The 25,143-nt window shown below is 35.7% G+C and carries 28 protein-coding genes; 17 read left to right on the top strand and 11 right to left on the bottom strand.

The window, feature by feature from the left end; translation table 11 throughout:
- The first annotated feature begins 116 nt into the window (after positions 1-116).
- The 3 genes from HOO91_02365 to HOO91_02355 all read left to right on the top strand — a co-directional run bounded on the left by HOO91_02365 (position 117) and on the right by HOO91_02355 (position 2,386).
- The gene (locus tag HOO91_02365; protein NOU16387.1) at positions 117-701 is read left to right on the top strand and encodes a hypothetical protein; all 585 of its coding nucleotides are present in this window, start codon (positions 117-119) and stop codon (positions 699-701) included.
- Positions 702-823: 122 nt separating this feature from the next.
- Complete coding sequence (locus HOO91_02360; protein ID NOU16386.1) at positions 824-1,801, top strand: hypothetical protein; 978 nt, start codon at positions 824-826, stop codon at positions 1,799-1,801.
- 66 nt (positions 1,802-1,867) lie between these two features.
- The gene (locus tag HOO91_02355) at positions 1,868-2,386 is read left to right on the top strand and encodes a flavin reductase family protein (protein ID NOU16385.1); all 519 of its coding nucleotides are present in this window, start codon (positions 1,868-1,870) and stop codon (positions 2,384-2,386) included.
- A gap of 110 nt (positions 2,387-2,496) precedes the next feature.
- Here HOO91_02355 and HOO91_02350 read toward each other — a convergent pair whose 3' ends face one another.
- From HOO91_02350 to HOO91_02320, 7 genes are all read right to left on the bottom strand, one after another.
- Positions 2,497-2,919, bottom strand: a complete 423-nt coding sequence (locus HOO91_02350) for an RNA-binding S4 domain-containing protein (GenBank protein ID NOU16384.1) — start codon at positions 2,917-2,919, stop codon at positions 2,497-2,499.
- The gene (locus tag HOO91_02345) at positions 2,900-3,484 is read right to left on the bottom strand and encodes an aminoacyl-tRNA hydrolase (GenBank protein ID NOU16383.1); all 585 of its coding nucleotides are present in this window, start codon (positions 3,482-3,484) and stop codon (positions 2,900-2,902) included. The genes HOO91_02350 and HOO91_02345 overlap by 20 nt, the downstream gene beginning before the upstream one ends.
- A 25-nt stretch (positions 3,485-3,509) precedes the next feature.
- The gene (locus HOO91_02340) at positions 3,510-4,115 is read right to left on the bottom strand and encodes a 50S ribosomal protein L25 (protein ID NOU16382.1); all 606 of its coding nucleotides are present in this window, start codon (positions 4,113-4,115) and stop codon (positions 3,510-3,512) included.
- Between the two features lie 157 nt (positions 4,116-4,272).
- Positions 4,273-5,220, bottom strand: a complete 948-nt coding sequence (locus HOO91_02335; GenBank protein ID NOU16381.1) for a ribose-phosphate pyrophosphokinase — start codon at positions 5,218-5,220, stop codon at positions 4,273-4,275.
- A 61-nt stretch (positions 5,221-5,281) separates the two neighbouring features.
- Positions 5,282-5,899 (bottom strand): YihA family ribosome biogenesis GTP-binding protein, encoded by a 618-nt coding sequence (locus tag HOO91_02330; GenBank protein NOU16380.1) that lies wholly within the window; start codon positions 5,897-5,899, stop codon positions 5,282-5,284.
- A gap of 343 nt (positions 5,900-6,242) precedes the next feature.
- Positions 6,243-7,478, bottom strand: a complete 1,236-nt coding sequence (locus HOO91_02325) for a membrane dipeptidase (GenBank protein NOU16379.1) — start codon at positions 7,476-7,478, stop codon at positions 6,243-6,245.
- Between the two features lie 205 nt (positions 7,479-7,683).
- Complete coding sequence (locus HOO91_02320; protein ID NOU16378.1) at positions 7,684-9,504, bottom strand: lysophospholipid acyltransferase family protein; 1,821 nt, start codon at positions 9,502-9,504, stop codon at positions 7,684-7,686.
- A gap of 446 nt (positions 9,505-9,950) precedes the next feature.
- On the opposite strand from HOO91_02320, the gene HOO91_02315 reads away from it, so the two are divergent.
- From HOO91_02315 to HOO91_02250, 14 genes are all read left to right on the top strand, one after another.
- On the top strand, positions 9,951-10,805 hold the full coding sequence (locus tag HOO91_02315; protein NOU16377.1) for a hypothetical protein: 855 nt from the start codon (positions 9,951-9,953) through the stop codon (positions 10,803-10,805).
- A 97-nt stretch (positions 10,806-10,902) separates the two neighbouring features.
- Complete coding sequence (gene ettA, locus HOO91_02310) at positions 10,903-12,576, top strand: energy-dependent translational throttle protein EttA (GenBank protein ID NOU16376.1); 1,674 nt, start codon at positions 10,903-10,905, stop codon at positions 12,574-12,576.
- Between the two features lie 49 nt (positions 12,577-12,625).
- Positions 12,626-12,982, top strand: coding sequence for a DUF4870 domain-containing protein (locus HOO91_02305; protein NOU16375.1), 357 nt, complete (start codon positions 12,626-12,628; stop codon positions 12,980-12,982).
- A 163-nt stretch (positions 12,983-13,145) separates the two neighbouring features.
- The gene (locus HOO91_02300; protein NOU16374.1) at positions 13,146-14,084 is read left to right on the top strand and encodes a 4Fe-4S dicluster domain-containing protein; all 939 of its coding nucleotides are present in this window, start codon (positions 13,146-13,148) and stop codon (positions 14,082-14,084) included.
- A 3-nt stretch (positions 14,085-14,087) separates the two neighbouring features.
- Positions 14,088-15,431, top strand: coding sequence for a polysulfide reductase NrfD (gene nrfD / locus HOO91_02295; protein NOU16373.1), 1,344 nt, complete (start codon positions 14,088-14,090; stop codon positions 15,429-15,431).
- 12 nt (positions 15,432-15,443) lie between these two features.
- Entirely contained in the window at positions 15,444-16,337 is an 894-nt protein-coding gene (locus tag HOO91_02290) for a c-type cytochrome (GenBank protein ID NOU16372.1), read from the top strand.
- 44 nt (positions 16,338-16,381) lie between these two features.
- Positions 16,382-16,759, top strand: coding sequence for a GxxExxY protein (locus tag HOO91_02285; GenBank protein ID NOU16371.1), 378 nt, complete (start codon positions 16,382-16,384; stop codon positions 16,757-16,759).
- A 139-nt stretch (positions 16,760-16,898) separates the two neighbouring features.
- Positions 16,899-17,288 (top strand): DoxX family protein, encoded by a 390-nt coding sequence (locus HOO91_02280; GenBank protein NOU16370.1) that lies wholly within the window; start codon positions 16,899-16,901, stop codon positions 17,286-17,288.
- Between the two features lie 16 nt (positions 17,289-17,304).
- Positions 17,305-18,060, top strand: a complete 756-nt coding sequence (locus tag HOO91_02275) for an SCO family protein (protein NOU16369.1) — start codon at positions 17,305-17,307, stop codon at positions 18,058-18,060.
- Between the two features lie 15 nt (positions 18,061-18,075).
- Complete coding sequence (locus HOO91_02270; GenBank protein NOU16368.1) at positions 18,076-19,686, top strand: cytochrome c oxidase subunit I; 1,611 nt, start codon at positions 18,076-18,078, stop codon at positions 19,684-19,686.
- Between the two features lie 10 nt (positions 19,687-19,696).
- On the top strand, positions 19,697-20,314 hold the full coding sequence (locus tag HOO91_02265; GenBank protein NOU16367.1) for a cytochrome c oxidase subunit 3 family protein: 618 nt from the start codon (positions 19,697-19,699) through the stop codon (positions 20,312-20,314).
- A gap of 12 nt (positions 20,315-20,326) precedes the next feature.
- On the top strand, positions 20,327-20,608 hold the full coding sequence (locus HOO91_02260; GenBank protein ID NOU16366.1) for a cytochrome-c oxidase: 282 nt from the start codon (positions 20,327-20,329) through the stop codon (positions 20,606-20,608).
- A gap of 143 nt (positions 20,609-20,751) precedes the next feature.
- Positions 20,752-21,675, top strand: coding sequence for a cytochrome c oxidase subunit II (gene coxB / locus HOO91_02255; GenBank protein NOU16365.1), 924 nt, complete (start codon positions 20,752-20,754; stop codon positions 21,673-21,675).
- Positions 21,647-22,555, top strand: a complete 909-nt coding sequence (locus tag HOO91_02250; protein ID NOU16364.1) for a protoheme IX farnesyltransferase — start codon at positions 21,647-21,649, stop codon at positions 22,553-22,555. Before coxB ends, HOO91_02250 begins: the two co-directional genes overlap by 29 nt.
- Before the next feature lie 265 nt (positions 22,556-22,820).
- On the opposite strand, the gene HOO91_02245 is transcribed toward HOO91_02250, so the two are convergent.
- From HOO91_02245 to HOO91_02230, 4 genes are all read right to left on the bottom strand, one after another.
- The gene (locus tag HOO91_02245) at positions 22,821-23,237 is read right to left on the bottom strand and encodes a hypothetical protein (GenBank protein ID NOU16363.1); all 417 of its coding nucleotides are present in this window, start codon (positions 23,235-23,237) and stop codon (positions 22,821-22,823) included.
- A complete protein-coding gene (locus tag HOO91_02240) occupies positions 23,227-23,412 on the bottom strand; it encodes a hypothetical protein (GenBank protein NOU16362.1) in 186 nt (61 codons plus the stop codon). The genes HOO91_02245 and HOO91_02240 overlap by 11 nt, the downstream gene beginning before the upstream one ends.
- 11 nt (positions 23,413-23,423) lie before the next feature.
- On the bottom strand, positions 23,424-24,152 hold the full coding sequence (locus HOO91_02235; GenBank protein NOU16361.1) for a hypothetical protein: 729 nt from the start codon (positions 24,150-24,152) through the stop codon (positions 23,424-23,426).
- A 117-nt stretch (positions 24,153-24,269) separates the two neighbouring features.
- Complete coding sequence (locus tag HOO91_02230; GenBank protein ID NOU16360.1) at positions 24,270-24,983, bottom strand: DNA repair protein; 714 nt, start codon at positions 24,981-24,983, stop codon at positions 24,270-24,272.
- Between the last annotated feature and the right edge of the window lie 160 nt (positions 24,984-25,143).

The raw sequence follows: 25,143 nt of genomic DNA, 5'->3' as shown, positions 1-25,143 counted from the left end.
GTTAGCTAAATAAAAAGTGTGATTCAATTCAAATTAATGTCATTCTATAAAATAAACTAAGAAATTTTGGTACTTGTTTGGTTTATATCTAGATTTTTTTTTAATTTCATCATTCGATGGATAACGTAATTTACTTCATAAAATCGACCCTGACTAGCGAGATGGCATCTAGTGGTTTTCCCTTGATTTACAAGGGGGAGATGAATCACCAGATCATGCGTTCGTTTGCTTTTATGGCTAATCGTAAAATCGCTGAAAAAAATATTTCCACCCCCACTCGCAAGAGAGTTTTTCATGTAATGATAGAATGTTTGCAAAATATTACTAAGCATTCAGATGATTACGATGAAAAAGAAAAACAGATTGGCAATGGTCTTTTTATCGTTGGAGAAAACAAAGATTCATTTTATGTTATAACCGGCAATCTGGTTAAAAATGAAAAAATGATCGTTCTTGAAAGTAGATTAGAGAAACTCAATTCATCAAGTCCTAAAGACTTAAAGCATTTATTTTTAAAGCAGATGATTGAAGGGGAACTTAATGAAAAAGGGGGAGCTGGTCTTGGTCTAATTGATATTGCTCGTAAGTCAGGTAAAAAACTTTACTATCATTTTGTACCATACGATAATCAGCGATATTTCTTTATTCTTGGCGTAACCATCCCAGTGATGACCGAAGAAGAAGAGACTGATGAGGATTAATATTCTTTCTGTTCAAGAATTATTAAACTCACAATATATAAGTTCTCCATACTTTAATCTCAATAATTTTAGTTATAATTGTGTGATGTTTAAATTATTGACATAATATTTGGTATATAAAGATGAAACAATTCGCAATAACCATTTTGTTTTTTACATTTTGCTTATCCCTTTATCCACAAAGCAAACCAGATGATAAGGAGAGAGTTCGTATTGCAAATAGCAAGATTTTAAAATCAAATCAATGGACATATAAGTACTCTCAAGGCAAAGTAAACACTAAAGGTTACATTACAACAGAAAGCAAATTTGATGAAAGAGGAAATGTTATTGAGGTGATTAACTATAAATCAACTGGGCAAATCTCCTCGAAGCTTTTATATAAATACGATAAAAATAATAATCGAATTGAATATCAGAAATTTGAAAAAAGAGATAAATCCGAAATCGAATTAACTTATAAGCAGAATTTTACTTACGATGGTAAAGGGAATAAAAAAATTGAAACTGGTTTCGATGGAATAACCAATTATCGGATTATTTACAATTATCTACCTGATGGAAAAACAAAAGACATTACAAAATATAATGCTGATAATTCGATAAATGAAAAATGGGAATCATCATATAATGTTAATGTACAAACTATTAGCATTTTAAGACAAGGGAAAAACCTTGATTATTCTCTTATTAGGAAAACTGATACCAAGGACAATATTATTGAAGAAACTAGAAAAGACTCAAAAGGCAAAGAAGTTTCTCGTACAACTTTCGAATTTGGAGGAAACAACAATATTATTTCATCCTCAGAGTATTACTCGGGTAAAATTTCAAAAACATTTCAATACAGGTACAACAATAAGAATCAACTTATTGAAATAATTCAGGTTAATCCCGATGGATCCAAAACATTGAGTCGGGCTTACAAATACGACGAAAAAGGAAATGTTTTGGAAGAAAAATGGTTCGATGGCATACAAAGCGATTTATCTAGTAAAAATTATAAATACAATGAGAAGTTAAACCCAGCTGAGGTTGAATCGTACTACTCTGATTACAAATACAAGGTTCTTTACAAATACACCTACGAATATTATTGAAACAAAAAATTTTCCAATCTTTTTCTTATCCCCCAATATTGATTTGGTGTTAAACAAATATATCTAATGGAAACACTTAAGGATTATACTGATTTAGATCCATATAAGATCAACGAGAATATTTTTAACCTACTTGACAATAAATGGATGCTAATTACCTCTGGAACAAAAGAGCATTTCAATATGATGACTGCTTCTTGGGGTGGTATGGGTGTTCTTTGGAATAAGGCAGTTGTTACAATATTTATTCGCCCTCAACGCTATACATATAAGTTTGTCGAAGAAAATTCTTCTTTTAATGTCTGTTTCTTCAACCAAGAATATAAACCTGCGCTTAACTTTTGTGGTACAAAATCAGGGCGTGATTTTGACAAAGTCAAAGAGGCAGGACTAAATCCGGTCATCACACCCAATAATAGTATCACTTTTAAGGAAGCATACTTATCTATTGATTGCATAAAACTTTATTCGGATGACTTAAAATCATCAAACTTCATTGATAAATCGTTAATCGATAAGATTTACCCATCAAAAGATTTTCATAGATTTTATATAGGCGAAATTATTGGATGCTACCTATTATAATATGGTATACTTTGAGGTATGAATTGAAATTCCTACGCTAGACTAAGGTTCAATCGAATAAGTCTTAGTTAATAAATGGTTTTGATTGTTCTTTGCCTTTCGTCCAAAAGTTAATCATTAGGATCGTCGTCCCAATCAAAATCATCAAAAGATGGAGCAAGGGCATCATCAATAGATCGTCTTTCTTTTTTTGTAGGTCTACCTGCTCCCCTTTCACGATTACCATAGAATGCCATAAAATTGGGATCGAGTTTCTGAAGTTCTTCTTTTGAAGTAATGTTCTCAACGTACTCAGGAACAAGTTTAGCCCCTATCCTATTCTTTGGTATTCCCTTTACACAAAACGAGTAGGTAACTGGAAGCTTCCTAACAACAACAATATCATTTAAATGCAGTTCCTTGGATGGTTTAACAGGATTGTCTTTAACAAAAACACGTCCCCTTTTACAGTATTCGGAGGCAATGGAACGTGTTTTAAAAATTCTGACAGACCATAGCCATTTATCAATTCGATTATTGCTCTCCTTCTCCATTCTTTTTCTTGTTATAGAAATTCATGGTTCGTTCAATTCCAATAGTCCCGAAACTGAAAATTATTTCATAGGCCTTTTGAATACGCTCAGGGAGTATTTTTTTCTCTTCATCATCCCATTCCCCTAAAACAAAGTCAACCTGATAACCCTTAGGAAAATTACCTCCAATTCCAAATCTTAACCTTGAATAATTCTGAGTCTCAAGAATGCCATCGATGCTCTTTAGTCCATTATGTCCCCCATCGCTACCGCCAGCTCTTAAGCGTAAACTACCCAATGGTAGGGCAATGTCATCAACAACAACTAATAGGTTCTCAATGGGAATTTTTTCTTTCTGAAGCCAATAGCTAACCGCCTTACCACTCAGATTCATGTAGGTTGAAGGCTTTAAAAGAATAAAAGTTCTTCCCTTATGTTTCAACTCTGAGGTAAAGCCGTAACGGGTATCTTTAAAAGAAATATTGGACGCCTTAACAAGAGCGTCCAATACCATAAACCCAATATTATGTCGGGTATTGGAATATTCTGAACCAATATTACCTAACCCTGCAATTAAGTATTTCAAAACCTAATTGTTTTAATTGTGTGCTTTATGCCTTAGTTTCTGCAGCAGGTGCAGCAGCAGTTTCCTCAGCAGTTTGTGTGCCCTTAGCAGCTCTTGTTAATTGTGCAGATGCAACTACTGTAGATTTAAGATCTACTAATTCAACATTTTTAAAGCTTAAATCACCTACCATTATAGTTTTACCAAGTCCAAGGTTTGTAATATCCACTTCAAGCATTTCGGGTAATTCTTGAGGGAATCCACAAGCACGAAGTTTTCTAGTAATAAGCAACACCTTTCCACCTTGTTTTGCAGCTTCAGCCAGTCCAGTTAATAAAACTGGTAATGCTACAGTAACTTTCTTGTCATCGAAAACGTGAAGAAAATCAACATGAAGAATTTTATCTGATACTGGGTGAAATTGAATATCTTTTACAATAGATTCATAAGTTTTCCCGTCAATGTTAATATTTACGATATGAACGGCAGGTGTATAAATAATTGGCCTTAAATCTCTTTCGTTCACTACCAGCATAATATTAGTATCACCACCATAAAGAATTGCAGGTACCTGCTCATTCTTACGGTAAATTTTTGCCACTTTCTTACCTGTTTCGTTTCTCAACGAACCTTTAATTTCAATAGTTTTCATTTTAAAATTTTTATAAAAAGTTAATAATTAACGTTACTCAGGGCTGCCCCTCAACTTCTAGTCAGCCCCCCATCACGTTATTATTCTTGAGGGGATAAAATTGGGTTGCAAATATAGTGACCAAACATCAAAAAATCAAATCACTAATCTATTTAGATTAAATAATGAATTTTGTGCTAATAGATTGGTAGTTGTATACTTTGTTAATTACATCGGCAAAAAGATCTGCAACAGATAGAACCCTGATTTTACTAATATCCTTATCCTTACGTAGGGGTATTGTATCAGTAACAACTAGTTCTGTAATCTTTGATTCAGCAATTCGTTCATATGCCGGGCCAGAAAGTACGGCGTGAGTTGCAACGGCTCTAACACTTATTGCGCCCTTGGCTATCATCATATCCGCTGCTTTTGTTATTGTTCCTGCAGTATCAATCATATCATCAAGAATAACAACATTCTTTCCTTCAACATCACCAATAGCAGTCATTTCGCCAACCTGATTTGCTCTATCTCGATTCTTATGACAGATCACCAATGTTGAATCTAAGAATCGAGCGTAAGCATTGGCCCTTTTTGCACCACCCATATCCGGTGCCGCGATTGCAATATTATTAAGGTTTAGGTTTTTGATATATGGAACAAATATCGAGGAGGCATAAAGATGATCAACAGGAACATCAAAGAATCCTTGAATTTGATCGGCATGAAGATCCATTGTCATTACCCTGTCCACACCAGCAGCGCAAAGAAGGTTAGCAACCAGCTTAGCACCAATTGCCACTCTGGGTCTATCCTTTCGATCCTGACGAGCCCAACCAAAGTATGGTAAAACAGCCACAACTTTATAAGCTGATGCTCTATGAGCCGCATCAACCATTAGAAGTAACTCAAAAAGATTATCAGTGGGAGGAAAAGTTGACTGGATAATAAAAACGGTTGCTCCTCTTACAGATTCGTCATAAGCAGTGCTGAATTCACCGTCGCTAAAAACGGTAACAGAGGATTTTCCCATTTCAACACCAAAACTTTTTGCAATACTCTCAGAAAGATAACGAGAATTGCGACCTGTGAAGAATTTTATTGCATGATCAGGGGTATGCATAAAAATAATGTTTGTCTAGGTTTTCTGGTCGCAAAATTAAAAAAAAATAGCAATTTTTCCTTTAATTCACCTTAAGAATACTTTTTGACTCTTTATTTATCTCCTCTATGTACTCAATAATTTCATCACGCCCAATGCGGGTAACCGCTGAACATGTAAATATTTTTGGTAGTTCCTCCCAATAGTTTAATATTTCCTTTTTATAGATTGCTATGTTACTTTGCAGGGTAGGAGTATTTATTTTATCAGTCTTGGTGAAAATAAGCGCGAATGGTATTTCTTTCTCTCCCAGCCAGTTAATAAATTCTATGTCAATTTTCTGAGGTTCCAGTCTTGAATCTATAAGTACAAATAGGCAGTATAAATTCTCCCTATTTTGTATGTAACTGGTAATCATTCCTGAAAAAAGTTTTCTTGAGGTTTTTGAGACTTTAGCATACCCATAACCAGGAAGATCGACAATATACCACTTTTCGTTAATCAAAAAGTGGTTGATTATTTGTGTTTTGCCTGGAGTTTGGGAGACTTTGGCAAGAGTCTTAATACCTGTTATCATGTTGATAAGTGATGACTTACCAACATTTGATCGTCCAATAAATGCATACTCCGGTAAAGATGGTTTTGGACATTTCTCAATGCTAGGGCTACTTATAACGAACTTAGCTGATCGAATCACCATGTAGTAAACTATTTTAATAAAGTTTAATTTGATAATCGTCCCAGACTATCCTTACAAATATACGGCACTTATTTTAACAATTCCAAACCTAATATGCTAATATTATGAATATCTGATATTTATCTAATATATGGATTTTATAGGATACTGATTAATTCCAAATTCTTTCGCTTAAAATGCCGAATATCATTGCTTTTGGCTTATTTAATTAAAACTGAATGAAGAAAACTAAATTTTCTTCGTTCAGTTAGAAGTTCTCTCATGGAAACAAATTTATAAGTCCGGACTGGGAAATAGCCAAAAGTTTGTGCAACCCTAACTAGAGATTAATGTCAATGTAAATTTAATTCTTGGAAAATGACTGAACCTCTCTAAAAACCTTTAAGAAATTTTCTCCCCATATCTTTTTGATATCCTCATCGGAATAGCCCCTTCGAATTAATTCAACGGTAATATTCATCATTTGCGAAGCATCCTTACATCCATCAACACCACCGCCTCCATCTAAATCGGTTCCAATCCCAACATGCTCAATACCCATTACTTTAACCATATAATCGATGTGATCTACAACATCAGAAACTGTGGCTAGTTTTTGAGGGTATTTTTCCTCTATTTCATGCCACTCAATTGATGCTAGACTATCCTGTTGTGCCGTTAAATCCTGAAAATTGTTATATTTTTTTCTTAGAGCCATTCTTGCGCTATCTCTCTTTGGCGTTTTTTCGATTTTTTTAACATAATCGCTAAGTATACACATCTGAACAACACCACCCTTTGCTGCTAGTTTTAAAAGCATCTCATCAGATAAATTACGAGGGTTATTGCAAATTGCTCTTGAACAACTATGGGATGCTATAACTGGGGCCGATGAAAGTTCGAGGACATCATAGAAAGATTTATCGGAAATATGAGAAACATCTACAATCATCCCCAATCTATTCATCTCCTTAACCACTTCACGACCAAATTCACTAAGTCCATTTTTGTTTAATGTATCGGGATCTGTTGATGAGGTGCATATCTGATTATTTCTTGTATGGCAAAGGGTTACATATCTTGCCCCAAGATCATAATATTTTTTTAGCAAAGAAATATCTGTTCCAATCGGATAACCGTTTTCAATTCCAATATAAATTGCTCTCTTACCCTCGTTTTTTAGTTTATAAATATCATAGGAATCTGTTGCAATAGACGCTCGGTTTGGAAAATGAGCAACCTGTGTATGAACGGCATCAAGTATTTCTAAAGCCCGCTTATTAACCTTTTCGTATTTATCTGGAGTACACTCACCTTGAGAAATAAAAACTGCAAAGAATGCAGCATCAAGACCTCCTTTTTCCATTCTAAGTAAATCGACACGACTTCCGCGGGCAGTATTCTTTTCACCACTAAAATCAAAGCCACGACGAATAAAATTCATTGGGGTGTCATTATGAGTATCAATAGTTACCATTTTTTTATGTAATTCCACCGCATGCTCAATTAATTCCGCTTCTGTTGGCTTATTATGTCCATTATTGCAGGAAAAAAGAATTCCAAGACAGAGAACCAACGTAACAATTTGAATTTTTCTCATAAAATAGTTTTTTCAATTTAGTTTTGGTTGATTTGTTTGACAGTGCACAGGTTAATTAGTTTAATACCTATCTATCAATATAACATATACTATCACCCATAAAAGTTTATGGTAATTGAAATTATTGCTAATGCAATGGGTTCTCAATCCATGTGATCGAAAATGATCAGAATTGCCTTATAATTAGTAAATTGTTATTGGGTGTTTAGATATTTTTAACCTCTTCCTTTTCAAAAGTATAATCGGATAAGTTGAATCGATCGAGTAGGGATTTGTCATTAATCTCTTTTGAAAGAGAGGTAATTGTATCGATTGGCACCTGAAATAGGTCTAGGATAAGAAGACCATCCAGTGCATCGTTAAATTTAGGATCTACGTTAAAACTTATTATTTTCCCGTTCAGCTTGACATACTTCTTCAAAAGTACAGGCATTCTAAAATCATCGGGTTCAATATCTTTAATCAAGTTATCGAGTCTGCTTATATCACTGCAATTATTGAATATAATATCGTAGTCCTCCTTGTTTATAGGAACACGAAACATGTTTCGTGGTTTGATATACCTAGCAAAATCCTGATTGTAATAGTTGGACTTCATGAATGAAATTATCAACCCTTTTGTATAGCTGGAAAACCTGTTTGATATGCTTACTGGACCAATGAGATATCGATATTCTGGGTTTTTTATCAAAAAATATAAAATTCCTTTCCAGAGTAAAAACAAGGGTAATGGTTTGCGCTGATAATCCTTTACAATAAATGATCTACCCAATTCTATGCTTTGTTCAAGAATAAATGAGAATTTCTCGTCAATTTTGAATAAACTATTAATGTAAAATCCCTTTACACCATATCTATCCAATATTTCTTTTCCTTTTCCAGCTCTATAGGCACCAACTACCCTCTTCTCGTCTTCATCCCATATAAATAGTTGCCAGTAGTATAAGTCAAATTCATCAATATCAATTGAACGATTTGTTCCCTCTCCTACATCACGAAAAGTTTCCTCTCGTAGACGACCGATTTCTGTCATCAGATTAGGCATTTCAACTGAAGGTGCGCAAATCACGCTAAAATTCTTACTCTTAAAAAGCAGGTAGCGACTCTGAAGTTTTTCCACCTCACACTCAATCATCTCCTTGGATGCAGGTGCAATAATAGGTTCAGGCTTTTCTGATGGTTTTAATTTATAGTTGAAGAAATTACTAACCTCAATAGTTGATCCAAGAGCATAGGTTTTCAACCTCAAGAATCTTCCAAATCTCTCAATATCGGTATATTCGCTTTGATCTTGAACCGATATCGGATTGCCAATGCGAATTTTGATAACTTTATTCCTCTTGTTGAGCATCTCCGACGGTAGTTTAGCTGTTCGGAGAGATGGATGGATTAGCCCAAGTAGGTGAAACAACCTGCTATTGGTTCCCTGAAAAAAGATAGGGACTACAGGTACTTCAGCTTTTCGAATGAATTTAATCATGGAAAGCTGCCATTGGCGGTCGACAGCTCCCTCATCCTCATTGTTATGATAGGTTGAAACTTCTCCAGCAGGGAAAATTCCCAATGCTTTGCCCTCTTTTATATGATTTAATGCCGTTTTAATTCCGCCAACGCTATTGAACTTGTTATTTTTTCCCTCAAATGGATCAACTGGGATAATAAATTCCTGAAGTTGAGGTATTTTCTGAATAAGGTAATTGCCAAGATTCTTGAAATCAGGTCGAGTCTCAACCATCAACTTAATGCTTAACATACCGTCGATTCCACCATAGGGGTGATTTGATATCGCAATAAACGGCCCTGTTTTGGGAATTCTCTTTAGTTCTTCTGGGTTAATTTCATATTTTACTTGAATTGAATCTAATGCCGAGTCAAGAAACTCTAATCCTTGTTTATTGGCTATTTTAGTATAAAGTTGATTAACTTTATTTAGCCTAAGTAGTATCATAAGTAGCCTTGCAATACTATTCCCCCCAATTTTAAGATTCGTTGCTCTCTTAAGTTCTTCTCTATCGAATAGATTCATTTTCTTAATAAATAAAATTTGAAATAATCGGGATATCAAATAAATTAACAGATACAAATCCAAAAAACCATACAAGTTGAATAATTAAGTCGCATAACGACTAATCTATTATTCAACCCATTAACCTTTTAAAATTTCCAGATAATCCAAACCACACCGAGCAAAAGTACAAAAAAAACAATAACTAGTTCAAATGCTTTTATTCGTATAAAACTTCGGATAACGTCAATTCAAAATTGTTTTTTAATAACAGTATTGTATACAACAAGATTATTGGATTTCATAAAATTCCCTTTAACTCGATGTCATAGCATTTTACTTAACTATCAACAAATTTTCGTTTTACATGTTGTTGATGTTTTAAATGAAATCCTACCAAAAGTTTTATAATCAACCCAAACATTCTTTTAACTTTGCAATTAGAAATAACTTTAAAACCATATAAAATGAAAAAAATAGTTTTTTTAACCCTTTTGGTTAGTTTCTGTATATCCTCATTTGCTGAGCGAAACCTTGTAAGATCAGAGGATGTTAAAGCATTCCTTAAATCTACAACATACGTAGTTTTAGAGGACAATCCTATGTCGGGCTACAATTTTAAAATAAAGGATGCCGTTGAAAAATCATGGAAAATCACACCTTATAAATTTATTACTACAAAGGAGTTTGAAACCATGCGTAGCGATATAGAAAAATCGTTTTTAGTTTTGATTCAAATGAAGTTCGATAAGGACAAAATTCCAGCTGTATATAATTTCATGAGCCTTTCGATGGGTGCTGCCGTGAAAAAACTTACTGATATGCCTGATGTATGTTCAGTACCACTAAGTTACTTTAGTGTTCCTGAAGACAACTACATTTATAAAATTGAAGGGTTGATTCGATTTATGCAAGCACATATCAAACTTATCGATCAGAACCCAACATTAATAAAGAATAACATTTTTGATTACTACAACAAAAACACCAAGGATGTAAAGAATAAAGAGCTTTGGGTTGTTGAAAATGATCTTGAAAAAACCACGAGAGAACTAGTAAAAATAAGAAAAAACTATCCTTATACCGTTAAAGTTGTTACTACAGATAATATCGAAAAGGCAATTGCTGAAAAAAATCCAAACGTTATTTACCTACATAAAGTAGGTCCTGATGGTACAAGGTTGCAAGCACGTTGCTATAAAATATTGCTTAGTGCGGGTGATGACCAAGCCTACTACTTCGACTATCATACAATATCTAAGTCGGATGGAGAAGGTGATGGTTTCCTCGATTCTGATTTCAAAAAAATAGGAAGAAAGTAAATACACTAACATTTTATAACTTTACCGCTGTCTGGTATAATTTACTGACAGCGGTTGCTTTTATTACATAGTTTATAATTGACGACAAATATATATTATGGCTGACGAAAAGATTATTTTTTCGATGGTTGGGTTGAGCAAAACATTCCCACCTCACAAGAAAGTACTAAACAACATATACCTTTCTTTCTTCTATGGAGCAAAGATTGGCATTATAGGGTTAAACGGATCAGGAAAGTCAACTCTTTTAAAGATTATTGCTGGGGTAGAAAAATCGTTTCAAGGAGAAGTTGTCTTTTCTCCTGGTTACAGAGTTGGATATCTTGAGCAAGATCCACAACTCGATGAGACAAAAACGGTAAAGGAGATTGTGCAAGAAGGAGTTCAAGAAGTCGTTGACCTATTAAAAGAGTATGAAGAAATAAATGTCAAATTCGGTGAACCCATGGACGATGATCAGATGAATAAACTGATTGAACGCCAAGGTGAAATAACCGAAAAGATAGACCATACTGATGGATGGAATCTAGATTCAAAACTTGAACGTGCTATGGATGCACTTCGCTGTCCTGAGCCCGATGCAATGGTAAAAGTTCTTTCTGGGGGAGAACGTCGTAGAGTTGCTCTTTGCCGCCTTCTACTCCGCGAACCTGAAATACTCTTACTCGACGAACCCACCAACCACCTTGATGCGGAATCCGTACAATGGCTCGAAATGCACCTCCAGCAGTATAAAGGTACAGTAATTGCAATAACCCACGACCGCTACTTCCTCGATAACGTCGCCGGTTGGATTCTTGAACTCGACCGAGGGGAAGGTATTCCTTGGAAAGGAAACTACTCATCTTGGTTAGATCAGAAGACCAAGCGAATGGCTCAAGAGGAAAAGACCGAAAGCAAACGCAAGAAAACGCTTGAGCGCGAACTTGAATGGGTTAGAATGTCGCCCAAGGCAAGACAAGCAAAATCAAAAGCTAGATTATCAGCCTACGATAGACTTTTAAATGAGGATGTAAAGCAGAAAGAAGATAAACTAGAACTTTTCATTCCAAATGGACCTCGGTTGGGTAACGTTGTAATTGAAGTTAAGCAAGTTACTAAAGCTTATGGTGATAAATTACTATTCGAAAACCTTGAATTTAACCTCCCACCCAACGGTATTGTTGGCGTAATTGGTCCTAATGGAGCAGGTAAAACAACGCTTTTCCGATTAATGATGGGTATCGATAAGGTTGATAGTGGAGAGTTCAATGTTGGTGAAACAGTTAAAATAGCCTATGTTGATCAGCAGCATAAATCTATTGAACCCGATAAAACCGTTTATGAGGTTATTTCAAGAGGTGCCGACAATATCATGCTTGGAGGTAAGCAAATAAATGCTAGAGCTTACGTTGCCCGATTCAACTTCTCAGGGGCAGATCAGGAGAAGAAGTGCAATATTCTTTCGGGTGGTGAGCGTAACAGGTTACATCTAGCCCTTGCGTTGCAGGAGGAAGGAAATGTTATCTTACTCGATGAGCCCACCAACGACATCGATGTAAATACTTTACGTGCACTTGAAGAGGGTATCGATAATTTTGCAGGCTGTGCAGTAATCATCTCTCACGACCGTTGGTTCCTCGATCGAGTTGCAACACATATACTTGCTTTTGAGGGAAACTCACAGGTATTTTTCTTTGAAGGATCATACTCTGACTATGTTGAGAATCGTCGCAAGCGACTAGGTGATGAAGGGCCACATAGAATAAAGTATAGGAAGTTGATGGAGTAAAAAAAGTGAAAAGTGAAAACCAAAATCAAGCAACTTAAACATCATTAATATGCGAGAAATAAACTACATCAACTCCGAAGAGCAAACATTCTCAACGCTTTGCCATCTAAGCGCTTTAAGTGGTGCTATTATTCCTTTAGGACATATTTTTGGACCATTAATTTTTTGGTTGATGAAAAAGGATCAATATTCTGAAGTTGATCGTCAGGGAAAGGATGCACTAAACTTTCAAATCTCTATGACTCTCTGGATGCTTGTTTCAGGGATTATGATCCTTCTAGTTATTGGAATCTTTGCATTAATTGCCTTAGGTGTATTGAATCTTGTTATGATTATTGTAGCATCAGTAAAATCTAATAACGGGGAAAGGTTTAAATATCCACTTACAATTGCGTTTATTAAATAAATTTCAAAAAGTTAAACATTTTTCAAAAGATAATTGTTAGACTAACCGCAGAGTGATTAATATCAATCTTTGCGGTTTTTCTGTTTTATGCTGTTGATTGATATGCCATTTTTCGATACATTTGAAAATCAACAAATTCTCATTTTATAACTTTCTATTACCTATGGAAGATGAATCCAAAAACCCAAAACCTAAATCACGAAGAGATTTTGTTAAAAATATTGGTCTAATTGGTTTAGGGGGGATTGCCTTAGGAAGTTCGCTCTATGCAGCCAAGCGTTTCGAAGAAAAAAAGAAGGGTCAAAACGTTAAATTACTCACTGCTGATGGCAAGTTGGTAGAGGTAGATTCTTTAGATATTAAGTCAATTGATGTTGATCGTTTAACTGAACTTCAGGAACGAGGTAGAGAAGGTATTCCTGGAAAGAGTTGGGTAATGGTTGTTGACCTTTCAAAATGTCGTAATGCACGAAAATGTATCGATTCTTGCCAATCGGCTCATCATCTGAGACCCGAGCAATATCATATCAACACTCTTCAGATGAAGGATACCGACAGAACCCCTGCTTACCATATGCCTAAGCCTTGTCAACACTGCGACAACCCACCTTGCGTTTCCGTTTGCCCTGTTGATGCAACCTTTAAGCGTAACGATGGAATTGTACTTATTGATAATGAAAGATGCATTGGTTGTCGGTTTTGCATTGCTGCTTGCCCATACTCTGCCCGCTCGTTCAACTGGTTTGAACCTAAGGATGCCGAAAAGGATAAAGAGTTGGCTTATGATATTGAACTGAATGTACCACAGAAGAAAGGAACAATCACAAAGTGTTGTTTCAGTGCAGATAGACTTAGAATAAACAAACTCCCCTACTGCGTTTCAGCTTGTCCTAATGGTGTTTACTATTTTGGAGATGAGAACGAGGATGCTGTTACAAACGGTACAACAAAAGAAACCGTTCGCTTAAGTCAACTATTAAAAGATAATGGTGCATATCAACTAATGGAAGAGTTGGGAACAAAACCAAGAGTTTTCTATCTACCTCCAAAGAATAGATTGTTTCCATTCTCCGATAGTTCTGAAACTGAAAATAAATCATAGGATATGGCGGAATTACAAACCAATACTGTAGAAAATCTTTCAAAAGATCTATTTCGAACAGTTAGGCTCAACAAAGAGTTTCATATTTGGATGGGATTCCTTTCATTAGTTCTACTAATTTGTCTCTACGCATATTCCATTCAACTTCGAGACGGATTAGGGGTTGCAGGTATTCGCGATTACGTGTCATGGGGTATTTACATTTCAAACTTTGTTTTCTTTGTTGCAACGAGTTTAGTTGGAATGCTAGTTAGCGGAGTTGTTGGATTATCGGGACAAAAATGGGTTACTCCTTTAACAAGAATTGCTGAGATTATTGCAGTTGCATTTGCTGCTGTTGCTGGATTAGTAATTGTCTCTGATATGGGGCGCCCCGAAAGGTTAGCCAATGTTTTTATCCATGGCAGAGTTCAATCGCCTATACTTTGGGATGTTACCGTTGTTTCAACCTATTTTTTAATCAGTTTACTTCTTTTATATATCACGTTAATTCCTGATTTAGCTTACGGGAAAGGTAATCTTGAAGGTAGACCCAAACTACTACAGAAACTGTACGAGATTCTTTCACTTGGCTGGAGAGGAACAAAAGAGGAGGTTAAGATCATAAAAAAATCAACTGTTGTAATGTTGATTTTGATTATCCCAGTTGCTTTATCCATTCACACTGTAACTTCGTGGCTTTTTGCGGTAACCTTGCGTCCTGGGTGGGATTCATCAATTTTCGGACCTTATTTCGTTAGTGGCGCATTTGTATCAGGTCTTTCATGCTTAATTATTGCGATGTTTTTCTTTAGAAAAAACTATAAACTGGAGAACTATATAACTGATTTTCATTTTGATAAAGTTGCTAAACTTTTAGTCCTAGTTTCATTAGTTTATCTCTATTTTAATCTTAACGAATTTTTGGTTCCTGGATATAAGATGAAAAAGTTTGATGCTGTTCATCTACGTCAACTATTTGCAGGTGAGCATGCTTTACTTTTTTGGGGAGTTCAAGGGCTTGGTTTAATAATCCCTATCATTCTTCTATTAATGAAGCCATTCCGAAAACCATTACCAATGTTGATAATCGGAATCTTCGTGCTTATTGGATCTTGGCTAAAACGTTATATCATTGTCGTTCCAGTACAAGAGCACCCATTTCTCCCAATTCAGCACGAACCAAGTAACTTCATGGTTTATTCTCCTACTTTGATTGAAATTTTGATTTCAATTGCACCGATAATCATGGTTTTAATGATAATCTCTGTTTTAGCAAAACTTTTTCCAGTAATTCCAATTTGGGAAACAGCCGTTCATAAGGGATTAATTAAGGATGAGATCGAAACTAAAGATCAAAATGAATAATTACTATTGCATATGCAACTAAATAAAACTCTACTTGCTTCTCTTCTTTTGCTGATAATGTCAGCTGATAACTCGTTTTCTCAAACCACACCTATTCCCGCTGAAGCAAAAAGCAAAACTGCACCACTCATATTCTCTCCTGAAACGGTTAAATCTGGCGAGCAGATTTTCAACACCAATTGCAAATCATGCCATGGTGATCCAGGAAAAGCTAACTATGCAAAACTAGTACCAATCCCTAAAGATCCTGCATCTCCAGAATACCAGAAAAACACTGATGGTGAGATGTTCTTTATCCTTTCAAATGGAAGAGGATTAATGCCTAATTTCGTTAACACGTTAAGTGAGGAGCAACGTTGGCAAGTAATATCTTTCGTTAGAAGTTTTAATAAGAATTACACACAACCTGCAATAAAAGTTGCGGGAGTCGTAAAAACTGAAACCGCTAAAATGACTCTCGCTTACGATTCAAATAAAAAGATGATTTTCGCAACAATCACTGACAGTATAGCAGGTTTAAGAAAACCATTATCTGATATATCCATTAAAATATTTATTAAACGGACTTTCGGAAATTTACTAATCGCCGAAACAACAACGGGTAAAGATGGTATTGGTTATTTCAATATTCCAAGAGATATCCCAGGAGACTCCATCGGCACATTATCTTTAATTGCAAAAACTCAGGGTAATAGCAAAGAACTTACAAGTACATTAAATGAAAAGATTGGTATAATTACCAAACCTAAGAAACTACTTGAACAAAGGGCTTGGTGGAATATCAACAAAATGGCTCCAATATGGTTAATATCCATATATACATTGGGTATTTTGGGTATTTTATCAACCGTTATATATATTTTATTTCAACTTCAAAAGATAAAGAAAATAAACCAAAACAAATAAAAATTTTTCTCGCAAAGACGCTAAGTGCGCTAAGTTTAAAATTTATGACTGAAAATGAAATTTCTAAAATATTGGTTAATATTTTTCTGAAAGTTCATAGGATACTAGGTCCTGGATTGTTGGAATCGGTTTACGAAGCTGCGATTTGTCATGAACTAGATAAAATAGATTTGAAATATAGAAGACAGACCGATATTGCTGTTTCATATGAAAACGTCAAATTAGATTTGGGCTTTAGAGCAGATATTATTGTTGAAGAAAAAGTAATTGTTGAAATAAAATCTGTAGAATCAATAGCCGCAATTCATCCAAAACAACTGCTCACCTACTTAAGATTGACAAATATTAAATTAGGGCTTCTTGTGAATTTTAATGTTGTTTTGATTAAAGATGGAATTACTAGAATTGTTAACAATTTATGAGCCCGCAAAGAGAGAAAAAATAAATTATTTTTTCTCTTCGCGCCCTTTGCGTCTTTGCGAGAAAAAAAATAAACTTTGTGAGAACCCCGAAGGGCTCAACGTAGTTAAACAACTAAAAACAAAACAAATAAATCTGATTATGCAAAGCAAAAACTCCTTCCTCACTACCTTAGGGCGCATTCTCTTTGCGCTTCCATTTGGTATAATCGGCATTAATCACTTTATTGTAAGCGACTTCTTTAATGGCATGCTCACCTCATTTATCCCCGGTGGTTTTATGATTCTTTTCACAGGAGCCTGTCTTATTGCAGCAAGCATAAGTATCATTTTAAAGAAATACATTAAACTATCCTGCCTATTACTTGCATTACTTCTACTAATTTTCATTCTTACTATTCATATTCCACAACTATTTGAGGCAGATAAAGCTCAATTTGCATTTATGGAACTCCTAAAGGATACTGGTTTAATGGGTGGTGCGCTTATCATTGCAGGAATTTATAAGGAAGATACAATTGAAGAAAAGTAATTCAAACCATACTAATATGAAGAAGATTCTTATTTCACTACTACTCGTTGGATATTCATTACTCTCATTCAGTCAGCCTTTTACCAATGAGGTAGGGATTGATGAGCACTTGAATGATACCGTTCCTTTAAACCTAGCGTTTATCAATGAGCAGAATCAAAGCGTAACCCTTGGTCAGCTCATTAATAAACCGACAATACTTGCTTTTGTATACTTCGACTGCCCAGGACTTTGTAGTCCTCTGCAGGAAGGAATTTCAGATTTAGTGGACAAGTCAGATCTTGTGCTTGGGAAGGATTACAATATAATCACAATTAGCTTCAACTATAAAGACACCCCTGAAAAGGCAATTCAGAAGAAAGCCAACTTTACGACTAAAATTGGAAAGGACAAAGCCCCATACTGGTACTACCTCACTGGCGACAGTTTAGCAATCGTTAAAATTCTGAATAGCGTTGGCTATAAAATAAAGGTTGCGGGAGTAGATTATATACATCCTTCGGCAATTATTATGCTAAGCCCAAAGGGAAAAATTACAAGATATTTATATGGTCTTACATTTCTTCCTTTCGACCTAAAAATGTCGGTTATTGAGGCTAGAAAAGGAATTAGCCAACCAACTATTAACAGAGTTCTACAATTCTGCTATACTTATGAGCCAGAAGGAAGACGATATACTCTTGAAATTACAAAACTAGTAGGTGTTTTCACTCTAATTGTCATTGCAGCGCTTTTTATAGTATTGGTGTCAAGACGAAAGAAAAAAGATTAACAAATAAAATATTATATGGGATCAAAACCTGTTGCACTTCCCACTGGCAGCTATCTCGATCAGCAAGGAAAATACAAAGGAATTTTAGGCTGGCTGACCTCCACCGATCATAAACGAATTGCAATTCTTTACCTCTCTTGTATTGCGATTTTCTTTCTGGTAGGTGCTACGCTTGGAGGAATCATGAAACTTGAACTCCTTAAAGCTGGACAACAATACTTTGGACCACAAACCTATAACGGTTTCTTTACTGTTCATGGTATTATCATGATTTTCATGGTTGTAATACCAGGACTATCGGCAGTTTTCGGGAACTTCTTTCTACCCATCATGATAGGGGCGAAAGATGTTGCATTCCCCCGTCTAAACCTTTTCTCATGGTACATTTATCTTGCGGGTTCTGCAATTGCTATTTATTCTCAATTTGGGGGTCATGGGGCTCCAGATACTGGTTGGACATTTTATGCACCTTACAGCATAAACACAAACACAAATGTAATACCCGCAGTACTTGCCGCATTTGTTCTTGGTTTTTCATCAATTCTTACCGGGTTGAATTTTATCGTTACCATACATCGTATGCGAGCAAAGGGAATGACCTGGTTTAAGATGCCACTATTCCCTTGGTCAATCTATGCAACAGCATGGATTCAGGTTCTTGCAACGCCAATTATTGGTATAACCTTGCTTATGGTTATTGCTGAAAGAACTTTACGAATAGGCTTTTTTGATCCCTCACTCGGGGGCGATCCAATTCTTTACCAGCATCTTTTCTGGATATACTCCCACCCTGCCGTTTACATAATGATTCTACCTGCAATGGGTGTAATCACCGAAATTATTCCAACCTTTTGTCAACGTAATGTATTCGGATATAAGGCAATTGCTTTTTCTAGTATGGCAATAGCTGGAGTTGGCTATTTGGTATGGGGGCATCATATGTTTACTTCAGGAATGAGCAATTTTGCAAGAATAGCATTCTCCTTTCTTACTTTTGTTGTTGCAATTCCCAGCGCCATAAAGGTTTTCAACTGGATAACCACAATGTACAAAGGCTCTATACTTGTAAGGACACCCTTCCTTTACACATTATCCTTTATCTTCCTGTTTATGATTGGCGGTTTAACAGGCCTTACCCTTGGATCTTTGGCAATCAACGTTCATGTTCACGATACATACTATGTTGTTGCCCACTTCCATTACATCGTGTTTGGAGGGATGGGTTTTGCCTTCTTTGCGGCCATTCACTATTGGTTTCCCAAAATGTTTGGAAGAATGTATAAGGAACGATTAGGGAATATTGCTTGGGGAATTGTATTCGGGGGATTCAACCTACTTTACTTCCCAATGTTTGTTCTTGGACTACAGGGCATGCCCCGCCGCTATTTCGATTACCTTCCAGAATATTCAACAGGACAATTCATATCATCGATAGGAGCGTTTGTGCTTATCACAGGGTTGATTTTAATGGTGTATAACCTTGTAAGATCTGCCCGAAAAGGGGAACTTGCTCCAATGAATCCATGGAATGGACAAACATTGGAATGGACAATTGCATCGCCACCTCCATTAGAAAATTTTGACCGAGAAATTGTAATTACTGAATCCCCATACAATTACAAGTAAACTAGGGAATATGGATCATAACACATTAGAAGAACACGAGCATCGTGATGATGTTGGCTCAAAATTAGGTATGTGGATTTTCATTTTTACCGAACTTCTCCTATTCGGTGGATTATTCCTTGTTTATGCCGTATTACGAGCTAAATACTTTCAGGATTTCCATGTTGCAGCGCATCAGCTCAACGTATTTATTGGATCGATTAATACACTCGCTCTATTGGTTAGTAGTATGACAATTGCAATGTCTATAACAGCCATTCAAAAAAATCAAAAGAAAGTTGCTTTAATCCTGCTATCTATCACTTTCTTTCTGGCTTTCATTTTCTTGGTAAACAAATACTTTGAGTGGGGATTAAAGATACACCACCATCTATATCCAGGTTCTGACCTTGTTCTTACCTTGACTCATGGTGAGATTCTGTTCTTTGGATTGTATTTCTTCATGACTGGATTACATGCCCTTCACATCATTATTGGGATGTCGCTTATTGGTGTTGTAATTTTTAAAGTAAAGAATGACAAAATCAGATCAGATAACTTTCAACTACTCGAAAATGCAGGTTTGTACTGGCACCTAGTTGACCTGATTTGGATTTTCCTTTTTCCTCTTTTATATCTTATCACCTAAAAAATGAATGGAATGGAACATACAGCCCATATAACCAGCTATCGATCTTACGGAATAATTCTAGTCATACTATTATTCCTTACTGCAATAACCATTACTGTTACTTGGTTTGATGCAGGTTCTCTAAGCGTTGGAGTGGCAATGTTTATTGCTTGCATTAAAGTATCGCTTGTTCTGTTATACTTTATGCATTTGAAGTTTGATGAGTTGATTTTTAAAATCTTGGCAGCTGTAGTAATCATGCTGCTAGCAGTGGTATTTATTATTACTTTTTTCGATTATCTGTTTAGATAGGAATGCTGGAATAATGGAATATTGGATGAAGAAAGATTACATAACCCATCCTTCCACCATTCCAATATTCCAAACCTGTAAGATCAGAATATCTATATATAATAACTCATTATCAATCGTTAATAACTTAAAAATAAGCAACCATGTTCCAAGGAGCATCAAATTTTGCTAAAGGTGTCGATGGCGCATTTCTTTTCATTTTCGTTGTTTCAATGTTCTTTCTAATAGGAATAACGGTAATGATGATATGGTTTGTAATCCATTATAGCCGCAAGAAACACCCAAAGGCTGAGCAGATAAAGGACAACATGAAACTGGAGATTACATGGACAGTTATTCCAATTATTCTTGTAATGTTTATGTTTTACTATGGTATTGTTGTGTTCAATCCAATGCGTATTGTTCCTAAGGATGCCATGGTAGTTAAGGTTACAGGCAGAATGTGGAATTGGTCGTTCGAGTATACAAATGGAAAGATATCGAATGAGCTTGTGCTCCCTGCAAATAAAGCAGTAAAATTGAATTTGTTCTCACCAGATGTTATTCATAGCCTTTATATCCCTGCGTTTAGAATCAAAGAGGATGTTGTACCCGGGAAAGATAACTATATGTGGTTCATTCCAACTACCAAGGGAACCTATGAGATATTATGTTCAGCATACTGTGGGCTTCGCCATTCATTCATGGAGGCTAAAACACGAGTAGTAACGGAAGAGGAGTTCCAGAAATGGTTTAATGAGAAATCACCTGTGATTCTCGAAAGCATGGGACTAAAAGTGATACAAGACAATGCTTGTACAGGATGTCATTCATTGGATGGCTCACCCCTAGTTGGACCCACTTTTAAAGGGTTATATGGTTCAAAGCGAGTAGTAATTGAAGATGGTGAAGAGAAAACTGTAATTGCAGATTCAACCTACATAAGAACATCGATTCTTGAACCCGACAAGCAGATTGTAAAAGGTTTTAAATCAGGAATGATGCGAGCCTATAGCACAGCAATAAAGAAGGATGATATAAAATCTATTATCGTTTACTTTGAAAAACAATCAGAACTTCAAAAATAAAGGCTCTTGGAGCATTTTCTTTTATCAATATATAAAAGATATTTCATCGCTTGCAAAACTGATTATTTCGGCATCCATTACATTTACTACACTAACAGGCTATGTTATTGCAAAAGGGATCATCGACTCCACCCTTTTTCTAACATTGATTGGTGTTTTCCTCATGGCTGCTGGGGCATCAACCGTCAATCATATCATCGAGCGTAGAACTGACTCTCTAATGCCACGCACTAACGACAGACCTTTATCTTCTGGAAGAATGACTGTTCTTCACGCCAGTATATGGGCTTCAATTTTTCTGCTTTCAGGAACTTTAATACTGTTTTTCATAAATCCTGTGTGTGCAGCACTTGGGTTATTCAATGCCGTATGGTATAATTTGGTTTATACCCCTTTAAAGAAGATAAGTGTTTGGGCTGTATTTGCAGGAACAATAACGGGGATTATACCATTATTCATGGGGACGATTGCAGCAACAAACCATTCTCCTATTCATTCGGATTATTTTATTGCTTTTTACATGTTTCTCTGGCAAATTCCTCATTTTTTCTTACTCATCAGCAAATATGGGAAGGAGTATGAGCAGGCTGGGTTAGCATCAGTCACACAAAAATTAGCCGTCGGAAAAATAGTTCTTATCTCCTACATCTGGATGATTGCAAGTTGCATTGCGTCCCTGCTGATACCTCTTTTTGGTATCACACATCACAAAATATCTGGTGTAATAATTCTTATAATATCGCTCCTCGTTTTAATGGTTGTAGGAAAAGGGATACTTGGTAAAAAAGGATACCAAGATTTAAAAACACCTTTCATCACCACCAATCTGATGCAGGCAGGGTTTATGTTGACTTTGATATTGGATAGTTTGACTGTATAATACCGTTAAACTCTTTATTTTTAATCCCGAAGGGATTGAAGGTGAATAGTTCCGTATGCAATGCGGGGTAAGGTGTGAGAAAAAAACAACCACAGAGTGGTTGAATGTTATTGGTATGATGAATTCTACGAAAGTAGGGTTTTGTTGTTTGAGTATTTGTGCAGGCAAAGCCTGTAATAATAGATGGACGGCGGCGCAGCCAACCGCCCAACCCAATCATTTTTGGTTTTTATAGCCTCGATTTAACGGGGTTTTCGAGTTTATTTCAGTTTGATTTTTGAATTAAAACTTCAAAGTTAATTATTAACTTCTCTTTAAAAATTTCAAAACAGTATTCATTGTCCTGACAAACAATGGTTACTTTAGAGAATTCAGTGATTAACCAATCTCGTTTTTTAATTTTAATTTCTGTTATACTGTCATAAAGTAAAGTAATCTGATTTTGTCTACCCAAAGATGTCACGTAGATTAAACTAATCTCATTATTGTTTTGAGTAAAAGATATTAGATATTTTCTGATAACCCATAACCGAACAATTAATGAACCTAAAGCAAATCCTCCTAAAAAACTAGCTTTGAAGAAGCGTACTAAAATAAAGTCTGGAACGGTAATTTTTAACGCAAAGAGGGTCAAAAAAAACAATGGTACTAAATAGGAATATGCAATTACTTTAAGTTTCATTTTGAATATGGGGTTTTTCGATATAGTTGTAGTCGACGTTGCGCAAATTGGTTGCGTTTAGGCGTTTAAACCTGCTTTCTTGTCCCACGATAGTAAAGTAAGCAAAAAGCGTTGAACTCACCAAAACATCATCAACCCAAATACAATTAAATTGCTGCTGATCGTTGGGATTCATAATAGGTTCAGTTAAACTCGTTCTGCAAGATTCTGGTCTATATAAATACTCGCTTCCTTCAATTCTTTAATTAACTTTCCTTTCCATGCACCATACTCATCTAGTGGTTCATAGACAATACCGTCAAAATCGCTTGGTCTTTCAATATCTTGGTCAACTTCATGAAGAATTACAATATTATTCCGACCTACTTTACTTAAAAAATAACCGAGTTCTAAAATAACATTTTGTCGAACTCTACTTTTAAGAGTTGATTCATTTTGATTTAGTTTACCAACATCGTCTGCAGAGAATAGAACAACTGCATAACGACAATCCTCAGCATTTCTAATAAATTTTTCAATAATTGTTGCACCAGAGTTATGTTCCGATTCTAAAACAACATAATCAAGTTTAAGACGCCCTATTAGTGCGCAAACTTTATCTCGCATATTTATATTGCGCCCATGAACTATAAATATCTTTTTATTTTCATCTAAAATTGTTCTTGCAAGATTAGCAATTTTTTTCTGTAGTTGCCTTTGTAATAGTCTGTCTTCATCACTTTTATATGTTGAAAGTTTTCTAGATATTTCCTTAATTTCTTCGATATTGTATAAATAATCTTTGCCTTTTAGGAAATGATTACTCTCAACAAAGTTTTTCAACTTTTTCAAGTATTTATCAATTAATTCAAATCCATCTCCTGTGTAAGGAAGATCGTATATTTCTTCTATTAGTTTTTCAATTTTTGTTATCATTAGTATCTATGTGTTTATCGTTGTATGTTTGCGACCAATTATATGTATGAACCCCACCCTTTTTTCATTTTTTGTATGATAAAACCATACAAAATTAATGTATACTTCGAGTGAATTCTATTTTATCTTCTCTATCACCTTTTTCGTTAGCCCTGTATATTTCATAATTTTTTCAATTGGCTCATTATCCTTTTTCATCCCTCTTGCAATCTCAATCTTTTCCCTCTTTTTTCCTTTTTCCACGCCCTCTTTTATACCTGATTTCGTCCATACTGTTTTTGCAACCTTTATGATTCTATCCATTCTTTCCCTTTCAAGCCTTACGGCTTCCTCACGAATCTGCTTCTCCTCGGCGCGGATTCGCTCAGCCAGCTCATACGGGGGTACGTACTTGGGGCTCTCTGCCAGCTTCTCCAATAAACCAGTATCGGCAAAGCTCATGTGGGATTTGGTGGAGATTATGAGGTGGTCCAATACCTCAACCTTGATTATACGCCCTACCTGAATTAGGTGGTCGGTGAGGTCTAAGTCCTTCTCGGAGGGTTTGAGCCTCTCGCTGGGGTGGTTGTGAATCAGGATTACGTTTACGCAACCCTTCGTCAACGCAAAGCGGAATACGTTTATGGGCTCAGCATAGGTATTTGCTATGCAGCCCAAGCTAACCAGCTCAACGTAGAGTATGCGGGTGCTCGGGGCAAGGCCCATTACCCAGAAGTGCTCCTTATACTGATCTATCTTCTCCTCACGGAGGAGTATCTCCTGCATTACTTTGAAGGCATCATCGGAGCTTCGGATTTTTATGCGCTGCTTGCGGGTGAGCTTTATGGTCATGGGGTACATTTTCGGTTCAGTGGAAACAAATGTAGGAAAATTTTGGATTGGGAGAGTCTGCCCTTAACGTCAGAATTTTATATCCAAATTGAATATCGAACAAGGATCAACGATTTTTGATTTTAGAAGAATCAAGAAAACAAGCTGATTACGTAAGTAG

The sequence above is a fragment of the Bacteroidales bacterium genome (assembly GCA_013141385.1).
Lineage (GTDB): Bacteria > Bacteroidota > Bacteroidia > Bacteroidales > Tenuifilaceae > UBA8529.
Note: the sequence above shows the minus strand (reverse complement) of the source record. Positions and strands in the feature narration are given on the sequence as shown.

Bases quoted from the DNA above. Each gene is read 5' to 3' on its own strand.
- HOO91_02240 (NOU16362.1), bottom strand. From the start codon at position 23,412: ATGAATCCCAACGATCAGCAGCAATTTAATTGTATTTGGGTTGATGAT.
- nrfD (NOU16373.1), top strand. From the start codon at position 14,088: ATGGCGGAATTACAAACCAATACTGTAGAAAATCTTTCAAAAGATCTA.
- HOO91_02265 (NOU16367.1), top strand. From the start codon at position 19,697: ATGGATCATAACACATTAGAAGAACACGAGCATCGTGATGATGTTGGC.
- HOO91_02285 (NOU16371.1), top strand. From the start codon at position 16,382: ATGACTGAAAATGAAATTTCTAAAATATTGGTTAATATTTTTCTGAAA.
- HOO91_02365 (NOU16387.1), top strand. From the start codon at position 117: ATGGATAACGTAATTTACTTCATAAAATCGACCCTGACTAGCGAGATG.
- HOO91_02305 (NOU16375.1), top strand. From the start codon at position 12,626: ATGCGAGAAATAAACTACATCAACTCCGAAGAGCAAACATTCTCAACG.
- HOO91_02315 (NOU16377.1), top strand. From the start codon at position 9,951: ATGAAAAAAATAGTTTTTTTAACCCTTTTGGTTAGTTTCTGTATATCC.
- ettA (NOU16376.1), top strand. From the start codon at position 10,903: ATGGCTGACGAAAAGATTATTTTTTCGATGGTTGGGTTGAGCAAAACA.
- HOO91_02355 (NOU16385.1), top strand. From the start codon at position 1,868: ATGGAAACACTTAAGGATTATACTGATTTAGATCCATATAAGATCAAC.
- HOO91_02290 (NOU16372.1), top strand. From the start codon at position 15,444: ATGCAACTAAATAAAACTCTACTTGCTTCTCTTCTTTTGCTGATAATG.
- HOO91_02320 (NOU16378.1), bottom strand. From the start codon at position 9,504: ATGAATCTATTCGATAGAGAAGAACTTAAGAGAGCAACGAATCTTAAA.
- HOO91_02245 (NOU16363.1), bottom strand. From the start codon at position 23,237: ATGAAACTTAAAGTAATTGCATATTCCTATTTAGTACCATTGTTTTTT.
- HOO91_02330 (NOU16380.1), bottom strand. From the start codon at position 5,899: ATGGTGATTCGATCAGCTAAGTTCGTTATAAGTAGCCCTAGCATTGAG.
- HOO91_02350 (NOU16384.1), bottom strand. From the start codon at position 2,919: ATGGAGAAGGAGAGCAATAATCGAATTGATAAATGGCTATGGTCTGTC.
- HOO91_02340 (NOU16382.1), bottom strand. From the start codon at position 4,115: ATGAAAACTATTGAAATTAAAGGTTCGTTGAGAAACGAAACAGGTAAG.
- HOO91_02280 (NOU16370.1), top strand. From the start codon at position 16,899: ATGCAAAGCAAAAACTCCTTCCTCACTACCTTAGGGCGCATTCTCTTT.
- HOO91_02270 (NOU16368.1), top strand. From the start codon at position 18,076: ATGGGATCAAAACCTGTTGCACTTCCCACTGGCAGCTATCTCGATCAG.
- HOO91_02230 (NOU16360.1), bottom strand. From the start codon at position 24,983: ATGACCATAAAGCTCACCCGCAAGCAGCGCATAAAAATCCGAAGCTCC.
- HOO91_02335 (NOU16381.1), bottom strand. From the start codon at position 5,220: ATGCATACCCCTGATCATGCAATAAAATTCTTCACAGGTCGCAATTCT.
- HOO91_02260 (NOU16366.1), top strand. From the start codon at position 20,327: ATGGAACATACAGCCCATATAACCAGCTATCGATCTTACGGAATAATT.
- coxB (NOU16365.1), top strand. From the start codon at position 20,752: ATGTTCCAAGGAGCATCAAATTTTGCTAAAGGTGTCGATGGCGCATTT.
- HOO91_02325 (NOU16379.1), bottom strand. From the start codon at position 7,478: ATGAGAAAAATTCAAATTGTTACGTTGGTTCTCTGTCTTGGAATTCTT.
- HOO91_02300 (NOU16374.1), top strand. From the start codon at position 13,146: ATGGAAGATGAATCCAAAAACCCAAAACCTAAATCACGAAGAGATTTT.
- HOO91_02275 (NOU16369.1), top strand. From the start codon at position 17,305: ATGAAGAAGATTCTTATTTCACTACTACTCGTTGGATATTCATTACTC.
- HOO91_02235 (NOU16361.1), bottom strand. From the start codon at position 24,152: ATGATAACAAAAATTGAAAAACTAATAGAAGAAATATACGATCTTCCT.
- HOO91_02360 (NOU16386.1), top strand. From the start codon at position 824: ATGAAACAATTCGCAATAACCATTTTGTTTTTTACATTTTGCTTATCC.